Here is a 17,493-nt window from a genome sequence, read left to right as displayed (position 1 = left end):
TGGAGAAACTCGTGCAATATAACTATGACATAATTATTATTGGTAGTGGCCCTGGAGGTGAAGGTGCAGCCATGAAAGCTACTAGAAATGGTAAAAAAGTAGCAATTATCGAAGGTGATGCGCTTGGTGGAGGTTGTACACACTGGGGAACAATTCCTAGTAAAACACTTAGGCAAATTGCCAGAGAAATTGGCATGAATGGACAAAAAGGTAACTATGATTTTCCAAAAATGTTAGAAGGCGCTTACCAAATAGCAGACCTTCAAACAGAAATCAAAAAAAATAGATTTATAAGCCATGAGATAGATATATACTATGGTTTTGCAAGTTTTAAAGATAATCATACTATAAGAATATCTAGAAAAAATGGTTCTACTGAAATAATTACAGCTGAAAACTTTATATTAGCTACTGGATCAAGACCGTACCACCCTTCGGATATTGATTTTTCTCATCCAAGAATACTAGATAGCGATAAAATTCTTACCTTGCAAGATAAAAACATTAAATCAATTTCTATTTACGGTGCTGGTGTTATTGGTTGTGAATATGCTTCTATTTTGAGAGCCTTAGACATACATATTAATCTTATCAATACCAGAGACAAACTGATGTCTTTTCTAGATGACGAAATTGTTGAAAACCTCACTAACCACTTTTGTATAAATCAACATATTCATTTAATTAATAATGAAACATATAAATCAATACAAGCAAATGATGATTATGTAACTATTACTCTACAATCAGGAAGGATCATAGAGTCTGACTATGTGTTATTTGCTCTTGGTCGCTCTGGAAATATTGAAGGTTTAAACTTAGATAAAATAGGAGTTCAAATCAATCCAAGCAGAGGACAAATAACTGTAGATGATAGCTATCAAACATCTGTACCAAATATATATGCTGTAGGTGATGTTATAGGACCTCCGTCTTTAGCTTCAGCTGCTTTTAACCAAGGTAGATTCGCAGCAACTCATATTATAGATGGATCATGTAATGATAAACTAGTAGAGGATATACCTACTGGTATATATACTAGACCAGAAATTAGCTCTATTGGTAAAACTGAACAAGAGTTAATAGCTGAAGGGGTCCCATATGAAGTGGGTAGATCTTATTTCAAAGAGTTAGCTAGAGCTCAGATATCTAAAAATAAGACTGGTATGCTTAAAATTTTATTTAACCCTGACAGCGGGGCTATACTTGGTATACACTGTTTCGGCCATAGAGCATCAGAAATTATTCATATTGGACAAGCAATCAAAGCTATGCCAGCTGAACACAATACCATAAGGTATTTCTTAAATACTACTTTTAATTACCCTACCATGGCAGAAGCTTACCGTATAGCAGCTATTGATGGTGTTAACAAAGCGAAAGTAAAAAAAATAGCTACAGAGAAAGCAAAAACCACAAAAAAATAATTAATCACTATATTTTTAAAACTATAAACTATAGTATATAATCATCTCTATTTAAAATTTTACCAACTATCTTAAATGTTTGATATAGGGTTAGTAGTACTCTTTTTTGCTTTTCTATTTGGTGCTGCCATAGGTAGTTTTTTAAATGTTCTAGCTTTTAGACTTCCAGAAATGATAAAGCAGCAAGATGAAAAAACTGCTAAAGAAATACTAAATATAATTGATAACGAAGCTGTTGATATAGATGTAAAGCAACAGGAAAATATCCTAAGACCCTCAAAATGTCCCAAATGTTCTAACAAATTAAAATATAGACATAATATACCTATATTAGGCTGGTTTTTGCTAAAAGGAAAATGCTATTTTTGTAAAGTAAAAATATCCATTCAATATCCTTTAGTTGAATTAGTATCAGCTATTAGCTTTTGTACCATAACTTATTTATATGGAGTAAGCTGGCAAGCTTTTGCACTTATTTTACTTTTGTGTTTTTTTATTCCTCTTTTTATAATCGATTTAAAACACTATATATTGCCCGACGAACTAACTCTTCCTCTTATTTGGATAGGATTAATTATAAATAGCTATGGAATATTTACCAGTTTAAACAGTGCTGTATGGGGTGCTGTCATGGGCTATTTATCATTGTGGAGCATATATTGGATATATAAAATTTTCACTGCAAAAGAAGGCTTCGGCTATGGTGATTTTAAGCTTTTGGCTGCCATTGGTGCTTGGTTTGGTTATCAGATGTTAATTTATACTATCTTTGCTAGCTGTATAATTGGCTTAATAATAGCTGGTTTAATAAATTTATTTGGACGTAGAACAAATGTTATTGCCTTTGGCCCTTCTATAATTTTAGCTAGCATTTTTTATCTAGCTACTAAAGATAATCTTTATATATGGTATAATCATGTTATGCTAATTCAGTCTTCACTATGAGATGTCAAAGAGAAATTTCACTATCCTAATATTAATAGTTATAATATTAGTATTACTTTTATACATCTTTAATACTTTTAGAATAAATGCTAGTATCTCAAACAATAAACAAGGTTTATTTATTGTCCAACAAGCGTTTCCACAATACAAAATCATAAAAACTTTCGATACGGGAATAAACTTACAAGGATATGTTCTTGAGGATAAAAAAGATCCTAAAAAGCGTACGGTCACATTTACAAGTGATGATGGTAGCGTAATAGTAAATGGTGAGCTTCTAGCTTGGAATAGAAACGAAAATACACTGACTAATCTTAACCAAATTTATATAAGTTACTTCACTTCAGATGATACTGCGAACAACCTTTATTTGGAAATAAAGAAAAATGCTTCTTATATTCAACAAGGAAGTGATACTGCTGCTCATAAGTTTTACGCTATTATAGATCCTAGTTGTAGTCATTGTAGTACTCTCTTTGATGCTACTCAACCAGCTATAAAAAAAGGCTTATTAGCTGTACGTTGGATACCAGTTGGCGCATTAAACAACAGCACAAATATCGTTAATAGCTTTTTTAACTCAGAAAACCCATTGAAAGCTCTTTTGCAATTCTATCAAGATAAAAAATATAACAAAAAACTCACTGAAACTAATCAAAAAACCTCTGGTAACCTTAAGTTATCTAAACATATAAGTGGTTTTCCAACTATTATTTACAAAACTTCTCAAGGGGCTCTTAAAGTATCTGGTGGCAATAAACTTCCACTTACCAATGCTACTGTAGCTAAAAAAGAAAATGTTAAAAAACTTAATGAATTTTTACTTTTAACCTCTGATCAGTTTTAAACCCATGAAGAAAATAATTATTTTTTTAGCTAGCCTAATATACATTACTATAACTTTTGCTACTTCAAATAGTATTGAGATATCAAATCAAATAACTAAACTAGAAACACAATATGGTGGTAAAATTGGAGTATATTTAATTGATTATAATGACAAAAGCAACTTCGGGTATAATGAAAAATTTCACTTTCCTATTTGTAGCGTTTATAAATTTTTAGTAGTTGGAGCAGTACTTAAAGAAAGTATGGTGACCCCGAACCTTCTCAATGAAAAAATAAAAATCAACGAAAACGACATTATTGGATACACTCCAATAACATCTAAAAATATAGACAAAAAACTAACTATAACAGAATTAAGTAAAGCCACAATGTTAAGCGATAATACTGCTGCTAATTTGCTAATTAAAAAATTAGGCGGTTTAAAAAATTTAAACAAGTTTATCCAATCTCTAGGTGATAGAGATACTATAATTACTGCAGATGAACCAGCTATAAATAATATCAACCTTAGAGATAATTTAAATAAAACATCTCCCCAAATAATTGCTAAAGACCTTAATAAAGTAGCATTTGACAAAAAAATTCTTAATAAAAAAAACCAATCTCTTTTCAAAAAGTGGTTACAAGAAAATAATACAGGAAAAGATAGAATAGCTTTTAATATACCGAAGGAATGGAAAATTGGGGATAAGACTGGAACATGTGAATATGGAACAACAAATGATGTTGCTATTATTTGGCCTAAAAACAAAAAACCTATTATAATAGGTATTTTTTATACTCAAGTAGATAAAAATGCTAAAGCTAATGATATTGTTATCCAAAAAATTACTAAAATATTACTGAACAACTTAAAGTACAATGACCAAAATTAAAATGATAGTTGGCCTAGGAAATATAGGCAAAGAATATGAAGATACCCGCCATAACGTTGGAGAGTGGTTTATCGCTAAAATTGCTCAAGATAAACAAGAAAGTTTTAGTGTAAACTCAAGACTTAACTCAAATATCGCTAAAGTAAATATTGCTTATAATAATGTAATTCTAGTATTCCCTACTACTTACATGAATAACAGTGGTTTAGCTGTTAGCAAAGTGGCTAATTTTTATAAAATAAAACCAGAAGAAATACTAGTTGCTCACGATGAGTTAGATATTGATTGTGGTCAAATTCGTCTTAAAAAAGGTGGCGGTCATGGCGGTCATAACGGTCTTAGAAGTATTCACCAACATTTAGGTACAAATGAGTATCTGCGTTTAAGAATTGGTATAGGTCATCCAGGCCATAAAAGTAAGGTTTCAAACTACGTGCTATCAAAGCCATCCGTAGAGCAAAAAAAACAAATAGACATTAGCATTGATAATGCGATATGTCTTTTAGATGATATAATAAACTATCAACTAGAGCCTGTAATGCAAAGGTTGCATACTAAATAAACATTATGCTGTCATGCTGAATTTATTTCAGCATCTCACCGTAAACCTCATGATGAGATCCTGAACCAAGTTCAGGATGACGTTGAAGTAAAAAAGATAAGGAATAAAATAATGGGATTTAAATGTGGTATAGTTGGTCTACCTAATGTTGGTAAATCTACCCTTTTTAATGCACTTACAGAAGCTGGAATTCAAGCTGAGAACTACCCTTTTTGTACTATTGACCCAAATGTTGGGATTGTGTCTGTTCCTGATCAAAGGTTAAATGAGTTAGCCAAAATTGTTAATCCTGAAAGAATACTTCCAACTACTATGGAATTTGTTGATATAGCAGGATTAGTAGCAGGTGCTAGTAAAGGTGAAGGATTAGGCAACAAATTCTTAGCTAATATTCGCGAAACTGATGCTATAGCCCATGTAGTTAGATGCTTTGAAGATGACAATGTAATTCATGTTAGTGGTAAAGTTGACCCTATAGACGATATCAACACTATCAATATGGAACTTATTTTAGCTGATATTGAATCTTGTGATAAAGCTGTTCAAAGGTTTTCAAAGATGAAAAAATCTGGTGATAAAGAAGCTCTAGCAAAAGCAGATTTTTACACTAAACTTAAAGAGCATTTAGAATCTGAAAAACCAGCTAGAATTTTTGGTATGACTGAAGATGAAGTTAAATGGCTTAAGCAAACCCCACTACTAACAAGTAAACCTGTATTATATATTGCAAACGTTGATGAAAATGGTTTTGAAAATAATCCACTTTTGGATAAAGTTATTGAGTATGCAAAAGCAGAAAACTCAAATGTAGTGCCAGTTTGTGCAGCTATGGAACAAGAAATAACCCAACTAGAACCAGAAGAAAAATTAGAATTTTTAGCTGATATGGGACTGACTGAAACTGGTCTTGATAGAGTTATTAAGGCTGGTTATTCTTTACTTAATTTACAGACTTATCTTACAGCTGGTGTCAAAGAAGTTAGAGCATGGACTATACCAGTTGGGGCAACAGCACCTCAAGCTGCTGGAGTAATACATACCGATTTTGAGCGTGGATTTATTCGTGCTGAAGTTATCGCTTATGATGACTATATAAAATATAATGGTGAAAAAGGTGCCAAAGAAGCTGGTAAAGCTCGCCTAGAAGGCAAAGATTATATCATGAAAGATGGTGATGTAGTTAATTTTAGGTTTAATGTTTAATCAAAAATACTCCTATCTTCCTCAACGATAGCCTTTGCATTTTAAAGTAAAACCTAAGATTTTAACATAAGATCCATATTCGGCTGGACGCTACCATTTTTCACTATTCCGCGCTCTACAAAGTCTTGGAAATATTCTTTAGAAATAAAGCTAGAGTTTTCATTTAAATTAAAATCTACAATATTATCTGCATCAAACACTACTAGTTTTTTGTTAAGGTATCCAACATTTTCTGGACATAGATCGGCCATGAAACGTTTATCATCATCTAAGGACCTAGCAATTGTAAAAAGATCCCCGATATTTCTATTTTTAGAATCCATAACTTCTATAACAGGCATTTCCAACACTTTTTGATCCTTGCCAACCGCTTTAGGAGAAAAATTACTTTTTTTATTTATGGATAATGAACATAATATCCTAGAAGTTCTTACTGCTCTTGTTTCTTCACCACCACAATCTTCTTCTATAAAAAACTTATAGACTTTACCATTAAAACTATAAACCTGACCAAAACTACCTTGACCTAACTTTTTACCTTTAAACGTAACAAGAGCTTTAATCTCTTCCATATCCATTTCTTGGAAACTACATTGAGAATAATATTTTTGCCAAGCTAACTTTGGCTTAAAGTTATTATTTCTCGAAGAAAATCCTCTTATATAGCTCTGTATTCTAGTTATTGACTTCTCCTTCATTATAGAATTTTTAATTGAATCAAGACAACCTTTATAAGCGGAATTATCAGGGTTTCTATAATTTCTATTTTTCATGTGTGAAAACAAAAAATGATTATTCGACTTAGGATGTCTCTTTGAGGTATAGTAGTCAAATTGGTTTTGATTATTATTTATATGCGTTCCATACTTAAGTAAAAGTATTTCATTATCTATCAAATATTCTAGTTGTTTTATATTTCTAGCTTGATTTACCGCATCTATTACCTCAATTGCTCTAGAACGATGGTTAGTCCATCGCCTATTACAATAAAGTTGAATTTGGGTAATGATATCATTTTTCAGAGATTCTAAAGACACTCATAAATAATTATTTTTTTTATTTATTCAATTAGTAACACATAATAACTTAATACGCAAGGTTATTTGAAAGATTTAGAAAATTTTATAGTATCAATCATTTAATACTTCTTTAATTGTATATCTATAGAACTGAAAGCTTTATAGATACTATCTTATTATCTCTAATTTCTGTGATTTCTAATAGAACGTCATTGTCTTTTATACAACATGGGCCAGATGGTAAATTTTCAATCTCTTCGATTATTAAACCAGAAAGCGTTTTAGCATCCTCACTTTCAAATTGAATACCAATATGGCGATTTATTTCTCTAAGCGTAGCACTACCTCCTATTAGGTAACTACTATCATCAAGCTTGCGAATATTATTATGGATGTCGAACCTATCAGAAAACTCCCCTACTATTTCTTCCATAATATCTTCTATTGTAACCACGCCGGTAACATCTCCATATTCGTCAACAACCACAGCAAAACGCTTACCTTTCTTTTGGAAATTGATAAGTTGAGTCTGTAAAGATACAGTTTCTGGGATAAAATATGGCTGTTGAGCAATCTTACGCAACTTAGATTTGTTAATACTAGACTTAGATAGTATTAACAAGTTAATTATTTCTTTTAATCTAATTACACCTATTACATTATTTATACCATTTTCACATACAAGAGCATTTGTGGACTTCATTTTAGAAATACGTGCAAGTATTTTTTCTATGGGATTGTTTAAATCTATATATTCTATTTTATTAAAATGAGTCATCACCTCTTGAATCAAAATTTTATCAAGCTCAAGTACACCTAAAAGCATATTTTTATTTTTAGACCCCAATTTTGCATTTGACTCATGGACAACAGTATGTATTTCGTCTTTATTTAAAGATTCATTATTTACTGATTCTATTTTAATACCAAATATCTTAAGCGCCACCCTAGATATTATCCCTAAAACTATAACTATAGGATATAAAACCAGCATAATTAGTTTTAAGGGTAATGAAAATGGAAATGCCAACTTCTGTGGATATACTGCTGCAAATGATTTAGGTATGATTTCCCCGAATATCAAAATCACCATGGTAACCACTATTGTAGATACCATAAGCCCAAAACTACCAAAATGGGTTTCTGAATAAGATGATATAACGGCTCCTGCAAAGATGTTTGCAAAAGTATTGCCTATAAGTATAGTAATTAAAAGTTTTTCTGGTTTAGCTACTAATGACAAACTACGCTTTGCAGCTTTATTATTTTTCTTTGCTAGATGTTTTAGCTTATATTTATTAAGCGCCATCATACATGTTTCTGAGCTTGAGAAAAATGCCGATACGCATACAAGGGAAAATAAAATTACTATTACGGTATAAGTATCCATTATCTACTTAATGATTAGAAAAACAAACTTGAAAGTAATTCTAGCATATACAAGTTGCTAGGTAAAAATATATGATTTTATTTGCTAGATTGTATTCTTAAGATTAGCTAAGAAGTTAAAGCTAATAAATAAAATAATTATTTATAAAAAATTTATACATTAAATTTAAAAAAAATATATTATATAATATTATTATAGTTACTCATTAAGTTTTTTAGTTAAAAAAATCTGTGCATGTATTATTTAAATTTTAAAAAAAAACAGTTACAAAAACTGTTATTAGCAACAACTTTAACCCTCCCAACGTTAGGATACTGTGGATTTATAGATTGGATAAGTAACTATACAGAAGTTACAAATGAGATACAGCAACGCCTTGAGCAAAAATATTATGGTGATAAGTTTGAAGTTTGGGATGTAAGTTATTCAAGCAATTTAGATGAATATAATTTTAAATATAAGTTAGAAGACAGCAATGATGCTACTTATATAGGGTCGTATTCCCCTAAAGGAGATAGATTAGTAGCAAATGAATATATGTGGGAAAAAATCTCTAAAGAATGGAGAGCAATATTTGTGCCATATGTTAAAATTGCTAGTAATAATTATTTTTTAATTGGTGGTATTGCTACACAATATCATAAAAATTCCAAGAAATATAAAATTGATTATAGAAGTAAAGCATTAGACGATTTATTTAGTGAAAGTTTAACTGCTCAAGAGTGGATTAATAAAGATCACAATGTTATTGCTGGAAGTATATCAATATTTATAGAGATACCAAGAACAGCAGAAGGGATATACAAAACCCTACAGATGGCTGAAAAAATACACGCAAAGCTTAGATCCTTTGGCTTGTCTAGCTATAAGTTAGAAATAATAACTTATGACTTACCTAACAAATTTGACATAGATAAATATTTTAATCAAGTTAAAGATAATTTTGTAACTTCCATTGATTGGTGGTTTGAACCAGGCATTCAGAAGTATGCATGGGGGTATTTATATTTAGATTCATGTCAAAAGGTTGATACGCTTGAAGAGTCTTGTGATGGTTATAAGGAAAATGATACAAATAATGATAACTTAACACTAATAAAAGATCATACACCTGAAAATAGAATACGTAGCTTAAGTTATTTAGCCAAAAAATTTCGTTTAGTAGATTGGTTCGGCACACCTAACAAATGTGATCCTATATTTGGGTGTTCAAGTATATGGCTTGCAAAACTAAGAGCTAATAAATCATTAAAATCTAGTCAACATTATCCAACACTAGTAAAACTAATAAATAAGGAAGGGTAGTAACTATAAGTAACTAAGTTAATTAGAGACTATAAGAAAGTCTTCAAGAAAGATGATCTAGATGGGTGTTTAAGCTTTCTAAGAGCTTTTGCTTCGATTTGTCTAATACGCTCTCTGGTTACGTTGAATTGCTTTCCTACTTCTTCTAAAGTATGGTCAGTATTCATACCTATACCAAAACGCATCATCAAAACTTTAGCTTCTCTTTCTGTTAAGCCTGTCTCTATCAATTCTTTAATTGCTTCTCTTAGGTTTTCTAAGTTTGCTGACTCTATTGGAGAATAGTTATTTTTATCTTCAATAAAATCACCTACTGTAGAATCTTCATCATCGCCAATTGGGCTTTCCATTGAAATAGGCGTATGCGAAATATTAAGAATCTTCTTAAGCTTTTCTTTAGTCATATTTGGCGTATGTTCGATAATCTCCTCTTCTGTAGCTTCACGACCTTTTTCTTGCATAATCTGACGCTTAACCCTATTTACCTTATTAATAGTCTCTATCATATGCACTGGCACACGAATAGTTCTAGCTTGGTCTGCAATAGAGCGTGTAATAGCTTGACGAATCCACCAAGTAGCGTAAGTTGAAAATTTAAACCCTTTACGATAATCAAACTTATCTACAGCTTTCATCAAACCAATATTACCTTCTTGGATAATGTCTAAGAAATGTAAACCTCTATTTGTATATTTTTTAGCTTCAGAAACAACTAACCTTAAGTTTGCTTCTATCATTTCTTTCTTAGCTTGCGTGATTTTAGCTTCACTTTTTGAAATTTCCAAATTTACTTTTTTAAGCTCTTCAATATCCATCATCATTAAACTTTGGAATTGATTTATCTGCTTAGTTAGTGTTTCTATCTCACGAATAACATTTTCAGTAAACTTATATTTTTTAATAATAGGCTCAAGCCAGTCTATTTTGCCTATTTTATATACTTTTAGAAATTCTTGTCGAGGAGTTTTGGCTCTCTCGACACTTAACCTTAAAATTTTTCTTTCCAGTTCTCTAACTTTTACAAATGGTAATCTGATATAATCCACCAATTTTTGTAAATGTGACGTTGATAACCTTAAGTTATCAAACTCTTTAACTATTGTTGCATAGAGCTTTTTGTTTGGTTTTTCTTGATACTGCTCATAAAGTTTTTCAAGATTTATAAAAAATTCATATGCTCTTTGAGTATCTATTTTTTCCTCATGATCGCTTTCAGCTAATTTCTCCTCAACATCTTGCTCATCACTAAAACCAGCCATTATTTCATTAAATCTAATATATTTAGTTACAGGTTCTTCTTCTATTTCCTGAGAAGCCATGTATTCAGTAGCCTTTTCCTCTAGCTCACGAAATCTTTCAATATATGTTTTAACAACTATTGGATAACTCAAAATAGTACTAAAAACCTCGGTTGTGCCTTCTTCAATCCTTATTGCTATTTCTGTCTCACCTTTTTTATCTAAAAGGTCTACTATACCCATTTCTCGCATATACATACGGATAGGATCAGAAGTTTTTCCTTTCAAATCATCAAGGTTTGCTTCACTTACTTTACGTTCGTCCTCTTCTTCTAACTCAGGAGTTCTATCGTAAACATCAATTCCAGCATCTACTAATATTGCCTCTATCTCTTCATATTTTTTAGGATCATCCGAAATATCACCAGGCAAAGCATCTAAAATATCAGCTCTCGTTAAGTAACCCCTTTCTTTACCATCAACGATTAAATCTTTTAGATCTGAGAGCAAATCTTCTTTTGTCATTTAACACTCCAATAGAATTTTTATTTTTATTTTTATCATTTAATATTTAAACTAAACACCTAATTTTGCTACTAAATATTTACGTTCCATCTCTTGGATTTCTGTCCTAAGTGGCAACGATGCTAAATATTTAAGTTGCTGCTTTACGCTTAGAATCTCAACTCGTTTTAACATATCTACTATTTGCTTTTGGTAATCAGCTTCTTTTGCATGTTTTTTAAGTGTATTTTCAATACCATAACTCAAAATTTCAAAAAAATACTCTCGACACTCCGGATAGTCTTCTGCTAATAATTGTATAAGTATAATAGCTTCGATTTCATTAGATGTGTCCTCTTTGAGAATTTTCAAGCTCTTTGCTAAAATATCTAGATTTTGCGAAGCTGAAAATATCTCAAAAACAGTATTTTTTTGCAACTCTTTAAAATCTTCTATATTTACAAAAATTTCTGCCAATAATATTTGTTCTAAAAGCAAGCTTTTGGAAATCCTTAGTTGCTTATTATAGCGTTTTACAGCTAAATTTTGACTTATAGTACTGTCTATTCTCTTGCGTATTTTTAAAATCTTCTTTACTTGATCTATTTTTATATTTACCTTATCAGATAAGGTAGCTATTATGCTTTCTGAATAGATATTTTCCTCTACTTCAGTTAAAAATGCTTTTAAATTTTCTAGCACTTCTATTTTTGCTTCAGCGGCATTAAGATCTCGATTACCTACAAAATTTTTAATTAGAAACTCCGTTACAGGTAATGCCTTGTCTAAAACATCCTGAAAAGCTTCTAAACCATATTCTTTTATATAATCATCTGGATCTTTATTATTTTCTAAACTCAGTATCCTAAGTTTTTTATTAGCAGTTAAAGTTGGTAATACTATTTTTATAGTCCTCATAGCAGCTTTTTGTCCAGCTTGGTCTCCATCAAAGCATAACACCACCGAATTAGTTTCTCTAAATAAAATTTTCGCATGATTCTGCGTAAATGCTGTCCCCAAGGTAGCAACTGCCCCATAAAAGCCATGCTGTGCTAATCCCACCACATCCATATAGCCCTCTACTACAACTAAACTTTCACTTACATTTTTGTGTTGTTTTTTAAATTGTCGATACTCATATAAACCGTAAAGTATATTATTTTTTTGGAAAACTAAAGTTTCTGGCGAGTTAATATATTTCACACCGTCTTTATCATCTAACACTCTACCACCATAAGCTATAACATTTCCTTGAATATTACGTATAGGAAACATTATCCTTTTACGAAAACGGTCATAGATATTACCGTTATCTTTTTGTACTACTAAACCTGTTTCAATTAAAATATCTTCAGCAAGTTTTGCTTTTTTCGCCAATTGGATAATGTTATCCCACCCATCACAAGCATATCCGATACCAAAAAATTTAGCTAACTCGCTACTTATAGCACGTTTTTTTAAATAATCTATAGCCTTATCTTTCATACTGGAATTTCCTAGACTCCAACGATAATATTTTTGAGCCGTTTCCAGAAAACTTATACATTTATTATATAACTGTTCTTGCTGTATATCTTCTTGAGAATGGTTTTCATATTCTATAGGCTTACCTATCGTTTCTGCTAGATTTTTTACAGCGTCAATAAAATCCAAATTATTAACTTTTTTTATAAAAGTAATGGTATCTCCTGATTCTTGACACCCAAAACAATGAAAAAAATTTTTATCCGGTGTCACAAAAAAAGAAGGCGTTTTTTCATTATGAAATGGACAACAGCCTTTATAGTTTTTACCAGACTTTTTAAGCTTAACAAACCGTGAAATCACATCAACAATATCAACGCTAGATATTAGATCTTTGATAAAACTATTGGAGACTCTTTTTGTCATATTCTAAAACAGCTGAAAACTATATTAAATTAGATTTTACTATAGCACTAACTTTACTCATATCTGTTCTACCAGCTAACTCTTCTTTTACATATGCCATTATTTTCCCCATTTCTTTCATAGAGGTAGCACCTACAGACTCTATAGCTTTTTGCACTATTGCAACTACCTCTTCGTCACTTAGCTGCTTTGGCATATAATTTGTGAGAATTTCTATTTCTCTTTTTTCACCATCTGCTAATTCAACTCTATTAGCTTGGATATATTGATTATAAGAATCTTGCCGTTGTTTGATCATCTTACTAATAACAGCAATCACGATATCATCAGTTATAGCAATTTTTTCATCTATCTGCTTTTGTTTAATAGCAGCCATAGCCATACGAATAGTAGTTAGCCTATTTTTATCTTTATTTTTCATCGACTCTTTCATATCTTGAGTCAACTGATTAAAAATTTGTGACATTGTATAAATAAGATTTCCTAATAAAATAGATGAGAGTATTTATTTACTCTCAAGGTGAATTAAATTATCCTGCTACTATATTGCTTTTGAAAGCCCTTTTTACAGCAGCAGCTTTTTTTCTTTTGCGTGCCCAAGTTGGTTTTTCGTAGTATTCTCTACGGCGTAACTCAGATACTATTCCAGCTTTCTCACAAGATCTTTTAAATCTTCTAAGAGCAACGTCAAAAGGTTCTCTTTCTTTAACTCTAACGCTTGGCATACTTCTCTCACCTCACTTAAAAATGCCAGTTAATTAAGTTTATAAAAGTTTAGGGTACACCCCATTAAATAACAAAACAAGATTTTAGCATATATTCAATTAAATGCAAATTTTTAATAAAGTTACTAGCTCTTGAAGTTTGTACTTTCAAAAATTTTATCAGCTGATTTAGCTACAAAACCTTGATATAACTTACCATTTTTATCCGGATACCTTTTAGCAAATTCATAGTAACAGCATGGTATAGTTTGCTTACCTTCGATAAAATCTACTTCTACCAAACCAGACATTGTACTTGACTGCTCTAACAAATCATCTGGAGTACCTTTTATTTCTCCACCTGAAAAGTTAAGCTTTATACCGTTTTGTTTTAAGAAATCATTTACTTGTGCTACTTCGTCAAAATTTTTTAATTTATTGATAAATACTGTAAAATGATTTGCCCTAAAACCAAAGGCATAAAACCAAGCTGCATATTCAGATTCTTCTAAAAGTTTAGTATAAGTTTGATAACTTAACTTACCCCAACTAGTACCTGAAATCAAAAGTTGTTCTTTATTATCTAATAATTTTTGTGGAATAGCTTTGATACATTCTTTCATAGTTTCCTGAACAAAAGAGCTAAATTCTTTTGTCAATAACTGACTTATAAAAATTTTTGGCTGATTTTCATCTACGTGCTCAAGATGTATTGCTTTTAGTTTTTTAACTTCAAAATCATAACTTCCACAAATACTATACCCCTTGTCTATAAAAACTTGAGCTAAAGCATTTATATCTATACTTGAGTCATCTAATGTTCTTAACGCAATATGATCATTAATAGGATTTTCTCCCTGTTTCACAAATAGATCATAAATTTGTATAACATGAGGATTAAAAGCAACGTATTGGTCCCATAGCTTATTTAAAATATCTATACTCATAACCTCTTAGTCCTCCAAATTAAATTTGATACCTTGTGCTAGTGGTAAGTCTTTACCATAGTTTATAGTGTTGGTTTGTCTACGCATATAAGCTTTCCATGCATCTGAACCAGCTTCACGACCACCACCTGTATGCTTTTCTCCACCAAAAGCTCCTCCAATTTCCGCTCCTGAAGTTCCAATGTTTACATTAGCAATACCACAGTCACTACCTTGGCTTGAGAGAAACTTTTCAGCATTTTGTAAGTTATTAGTAAAAATAGAACTTGATAGCCCATAATTAACCGAATTATTTAATTCAATCGCTTCGTCTATATTTTCAAAAGGCATTATATATAAAATAGGACAAAAGTTTTCTTCTGCTACTATACGCATATCTTTGTTAGCTTCTATAATAGTTGGCTCTACAAAAAATCCTTCTTTTTCTATTTGTTTACCACCGATTATAAGTTTACCACCTTGCTCTTTTGCTTTTGAAACCGTATTGATAAAATTCTCAACAGCAGCTTGATCGATAAGTGGACCCATTAGGTTTTTTTGATCTAAGGGGTCACCAACTTTGATTTGTTTGTAAGCATTAAGCATTTTTTCTTTGACCAGATCGTAGATAGACGTGTGCACTATTAGACGGCGTAAACTTGTACAACGTTGCCCAGCAGTACCAACAGCTCCAAATACAGCTCCAGGTATAGCAAGTTTTAAATCAGCACTTTCATCTATTATTGTTGCATTATTACCACCTAACTCTAAAATACATTTACCAAAACGCTTTGCTACCTGTTGACCAACATCTTGCCCTACTTTTGTTGAGCCAGTAAATGAAACTAAGTTTACCCTTTCATCGTTAACTAAAGCCTTTGAAGCTTCTATATCCTTTGAAATAACAGTGTAAAAAATTTCTGGGTAGTTATTTTCTTTAATAACCTTTTGACAAATATTTTGTACAGCAATAGAACATAAAGGAGTGTTTTCAGAAGGTTTCCAAACTACTGTATTACCACATATTACCGCTAAAAATGCATTCCACGACCATACAGCAACAGGAAAATTAAATGCCGAAATAACTCCTACCACACCCAACGGATGCCACTGCTCATACATTCTATGCTCAGCTCTTTCAGAATGCATAGTTGCCCCATATAGCATACGTGATTGACCGACAGCAAAATCTGCCATGTCAATCATTTCTTGAACTTCACCGTCACCCTCTTGTTTAGATTTACCCATTTCTAATGACACTAAACTACCTAAAGAATCTTTATTTTTACGTAGTTCTTGTGCTATTAACCTAACCAACTCCCCTCTTTTTGGAGCTGGTATCTGACGCCACTGTAAAAAAGCTTCTTTAGCTTTTGCAATAGCATCTTGCATATCTTTAGTACTATGATTTGCAACTCTAGCAATAATCTGACCATTAGCTGGATTGAGGGTTTCAATAGTATTTCCACTATCATTTACTATATAGTTTTCTAGACCTAAGTTAAATTTTTCTAACATATTTATAATAACCTCCCGCTATTAAGCTTGTATCAAAAGACCTGAATTTTTATAATAATCTCCAAACTTATTATTATAAAACTCTTTTAAGCATATAGACTCTTGATTAATAAAACCAGAAGCTTTTTGTGGTTTATTTAGCATGATATCTATAGTCACGCAAAGGCTTGTTGCTGTAGTTAATTGTAAAGCTGAAAAACGCTTTTCAAACATAATTTTGGATGGGTATTTTTGAGCAAAATGACGCTCAGACTTAAGGCCTTTACGAGTTCCATCTACTGAAACATATATCAGTACTATATCTTGGTTAATACGAGCAAGAGCATTATCCATAATTTTAACCATTAGATCTAAATCATCACCAAGCTTCATATCTTGCATCAAAAACTTCATTTTCTCACAATGACCTGGATGGCGAATACTTTTATAATTCATATTTTTGACTTTATCTTTATAAGTCTCAATCATCGAACCAACACCACCTGAAGTATTAAAAGCTTCGTAAGTTAAGCCATCAATTTTAATCTCTTCAATATCAGCTAATGGTGCTAGAATCCTCTTTTGCCCTCCTACGACTGCTTCACAAGGCTTAGCGTACTCATTTACTAAACCTTCTGTAGACCACGTTAAACCATATTGAAGTGTATTTGAGACATTAAGAGGTAAAGCTCCTACACGCATACGTACCATGTCAACTTGCTCAAATTCACCCAAAAGACTATTAGTTACAATGCTAATAAATCCTGGTGCCAAACCACATTGGGGGGCAAAAAAACTATTTGATGTAGCTGCTAATTCTTTAATATATTTTGTTGTTTCAACATCTTCTGTTAAGTCAAAGTAGTTAAGGCCTAACTTAGCTGCTAAACTTGCTATGCCTTTATTAAAATAAAACGGTAAACAAGAAACTACAGCATCAAAACTATTATCTTTAGAATACTTTTCTAATTTTTCTGTATTAGTTACATCTAATTCAATGTATTTAAGATTTGTATTATTTTTTTCCAAGGTTGGACTATCTTCAGGTATAACCTTATCAACTAAATGGACAATATATTCACCACTGTCTACAAGCAAGCATGACGTCAAAGAGCCTACACGGCCAGCCCCTAAAATTAAAACTTTTTTCATAAGATAC

16 protein-coding genes are annotated in these 17,493 nt (G+C 31.4%); 7 read left to right on the top strand and 9 right to left on the bottom strand.

Translation table 11 applies throughout. From position 1 onward, the window contains the following. Positions 1-11: 11 nt before the first annotated feature. From sthA to ychF, 6 genes are all read left to right on the top strand, one after another. The gene (gene sthA / locus E4K63_RS03710; RefSeq protein WP_133940697.1) at positions 12-1,427 is read left to right on the top strand and encodes a Si-specific NAD(P)(+) transhydrogenase; all 1,416 of its coding nucleotides are present in this window, start codon (positions 12-14) and stop codon (positions 1,425-1,427) included. Between the two features lie 75 nt (positions 1,428-1,502). Beyond that, complete coding sequence (locus tag E4K63_RS03705; RefSeq protein ID WP_133940695.1) at positions 1,503-2,372, top strand: prepilin peptidase; 870 nt, start codon at positions 1,503-1,505, stop codon at positions 2,370-2,372. 1 nt (position 2,373) lies between these two features. Next, positions 2,374-3,219, top strand: coding sequence for a thioredoxin domain-containing protein (locus E4K63_RS03700; protein ID WP_133940693.1), 846 nt, complete (start codon positions 2,374-2,376; stop codon positions 3,217-3,219). Between the two features lie 4 nt (positions 3,220-3,223). Beyond that, a complete protein-coding gene (gene bla, locus E4K63_RS03695) occupies positions 3,224-4,096 on the top strand; it encodes a class A beta-lactamase (RefSeq protein WP_133940691.1) in 873 nt (290 codons plus the stop codon). Next, positions 4,083-4,658 (top strand): aminoacyl-tRNA hydrolase, encoded by a 576-nt coding sequence (pth, locus tag E4K63_RS03690; protein WP_133940689.1) that lies wholly within the window; start codon positions 4,083-4,085, stop codon positions 4,656-4,658. The genes bla and pth overlap by 14 nt, the downstream gene beginning before the upstream one ends. A gap of 111 nt (positions 4,659-4,769) precedes the next feature. Continuing rightward, positions 4,770-5,861, top strand: coding sequence for a redox-regulated ATPase YchF (ychF, locus tag E4K63_RS03685; protein ID WP_133940687.1), 1,092 nt, complete (start codon positions 4,770-4,772; stop codon positions 5,859-5,861). 53 nt (positions 5,862-5,914) lie between these two features. Here ychF and E4K63_RS03680 read toward each other — a convergent pair whose 3' ends face one another. Then, positions 5,915-6,898, bottom strand: a complete 984-nt coding sequence (locus tag E4K63_RS03680; RefSeq protein ID WP_133940685.1) for a hypothetical protein — start codon at positions 6,896-6,898, stop codon at positions 5,915-5,917. 124 nt (positions 6,899-7,022) lie between these two features. Continuing rightward, positions 7,023-8,270: an HlyC/CorC family transporter gene (locus E4K63_RS03675; RefSeq protein WP_133940684.1), complete on the bottom strand. Its 1,248-nt coding sequence runs from the start codon at positions 8,268-8,270 to the stop codon at positions 7,023-7,025. 234 nt (positions 8,271-8,504) lie between these two features. On the opposite strand from E4K63_RS03675, the gene E4K63_RS03670 reads away from it, so the two are divergent. After that, positions 8,505-9,575 (top strand): hypothetical protein, encoded by a 1,071-nt coding sequence (locus tag E4K63_RS03670; protein ID WP_133940682.1) that lies wholly within the window; start codon positions 8,505-8,507, stop codon positions 9,573-9,575. A gap of 29 nt (positions 9,576-9,604) precedes the next feature. Here the strand turns inward: E4K63_RS03670 and rpoD are convergent, their stop codons facing one another. The 7 genes from rpoD to E4K63_RS03635 all read right to left on the bottom strand — a co-directional run bounded on the left by rpoD (position 9,605) and on the right by E4K63_RS03635 (position 17,486). Beyond that, on the bottom strand, positions 9,605-11,338 hold the full coding sequence (gene rpoD / locus E4K63_RS03665) for an RNA polymerase sigma factor RpoD (protein ID WP_133940680.1): 1,734 nt from the start codon (positions 11,336-11,338) through the stop codon (positions 9,605-9,607). A 51-nt stretch (positions 11,339-11,389) separates the two neighbouring features. After that, complete coding sequence (gene dnaG, locus E4K63_RS03660) at positions 11,390-13,207, bottom strand: DNA primase (RefSeq protein WP_133940678.1); 1,818 nt, start codon at positions 13,205-13,207, stop codon at positions 11,390-11,392. A 19-nt stretch (positions 13,208-13,226) separates the two neighbouring features. After that, positions 13,227-13,673: a GatB/YqeY domain-containing protein gene (locus tag E4K63_RS03655; protein ID WP_133940676.1), complete on the bottom strand. Its 447-nt coding sequence runs from the start codon at positions 13,671-13,673 to the stop codon at positions 13,227-13,229. A gap of 64 nt (positions 13,674-13,737) precedes the next feature. Continuing rightward, a complete protein-coding gene (gene rpsU / locus E4K63_RS03650) occupies positions 13,738-13,932 on the bottom strand; it encodes a 30S ribosomal protein S21 (protein ID WP_133940674.1) in 195 nt (64 codons plus the stop codon). A gap of 125 nt (positions 13,933-14,057) precedes the next feature. Continuing rightward, positions 14,058-14,858, bottom strand: a complete 801-nt coding sequence (locus E4K63_RS03645; RefSeq protein WP_133940673.1) for a DUF1338 domain-containing protein — start codon at positions 14,856-14,858, stop codon at positions 14,058-14,060. 6 nt (positions 14,859-14,864) lie between these two features. Beyond that, positions 14,865-16,355 carry an L-piperidine-6-carboxylate dehydrogenase gene (gene amaB, locus E4K63_RS03640; RefSeq protein ID WP_424922886.1) on the bottom strand — a complete coding sequence of 497 codons (1,491 nt, stop codon included), beginning with the start codon at positions 16,353-16,355 and terminating at the stop codon, positions 14,865-14,867. Between the two features lie 21 nt (positions 16,356-16,376). Then, positions 16,377-17,486, bottom strand: coding sequence for a saccharopine dehydrogenase C-terminal domain-containing protein (locus E4K63_RS03635; RefSeq protein ID WP_133940669.1), 1,110 nt, complete (start codon positions 17,484-17,486; stop codon positions 16,377-16,379). Between the last annotated feature and the right edge of the window lie 7 nt (positions 17,487-17,493).

It is taken from the genome of Allofrancisella inopinata (assembly GCF_012222965.1).
GTDB classification, from domain to species: Bacteria; Pseudomonadota; Gammaproteobacteria; order Francisellales; family Francisellaceae; genus Francisella; species Francisella inopinata.
Note: the sequence above shows the minus strand (reverse complement) of the source record. Positions and strands in the feature narration are given on the sequence as shown.

Coding starts and splice junctions, on each gene's coding strand:
- rpsU (WP_133940674.1), bottom strand. CDS start 13,932: ATGCCAAGCGTTAGAGTTAAAGAAAGAGAACCTTTTGACGTTGCTCTT.
- E4K63_RS03655 (WP_133940676.1), bottom strand. CDS start 13,673: ATGTCACAAATTTTTAATCAGTTGACTCAAGATATGAAAGAGTCGATG.
- E4K63_RS03670 (WP_133940682.1), top strand. CDS start 8,505: ATGTATTATTTAAATTTTAAAAAAAAACAGTTACAAAAACTGTTATTA.
- E4K63_RS03675 (WP_133940684.1), bottom strand. CDS start 8,270: ATGGATACTTATACCGTAATAGTAATTTTATTTTCCCTTGTATGCGTA.
- amaB (WP_424922886.1), bottom strand. CDS start 16,355: ATGTTAGAAAAATTTAACTTAGGTCTAGAAAACTATATAGTAAATGAT.
- dnaG (WP_133940678.1), bottom strand. CDS start 13,207: ATGACAAAAAGAGTCTCCAATAGTTTTATCAAAGATCTAATATCTAGC.
- E4K63_RS03705 (WP_133940695.1), top strand. CDS start 1,503: ATGTTTGATATAGGGTTAGTAGTACTCTTTTTTGCTTTTCTATTTGGT.
- E4K63_RS03635 (WP_133940669.1), bottom strand. CDS start 17,486: ATGAAAAAAGTTTTAATTTTAGGGGCTGGCCGTGTAGGCTCTTTGACG.
- ychF (WP_133940687.1), top strand. CDS start 4,770: ATGGGATTTAAATGTGGTATAGTTGGTCTACCTAATGTTGGTAAATCT.
- bla (WP_133940691.1), top strand. CDS start 3,224: ATGAAGAAAATAATTATTTTTTTAGCTAGCCTAATATACATTACTATA.
- E4K63_RS03700 (WP_133940693.1), top strand. CDS start 2,374: ATGTCAAAGAGAAATTTCACTATCCTAATATTAATAGTTATAATATTA.
- E4K63_RS03645 (WP_133940673.1), bottom strand. CDS start 14,858: ATGAGTATAGATATTTTAAATAAGCTATGGGACCAATACGTTGCTTTT.
- pth (WP_133940689.1), top strand. CDS start 4,083: ATGACCAAAATTAAAATGATAGTTGGCCTAGGAAATATAGGCAAAGAA.
- rpoD (WP_133940680.1), bottom strand. CDS start 11,338: ATGACAAAAGAAGATTTGCTCTCAGATCTAAAAGATTTAATCGTTGAT.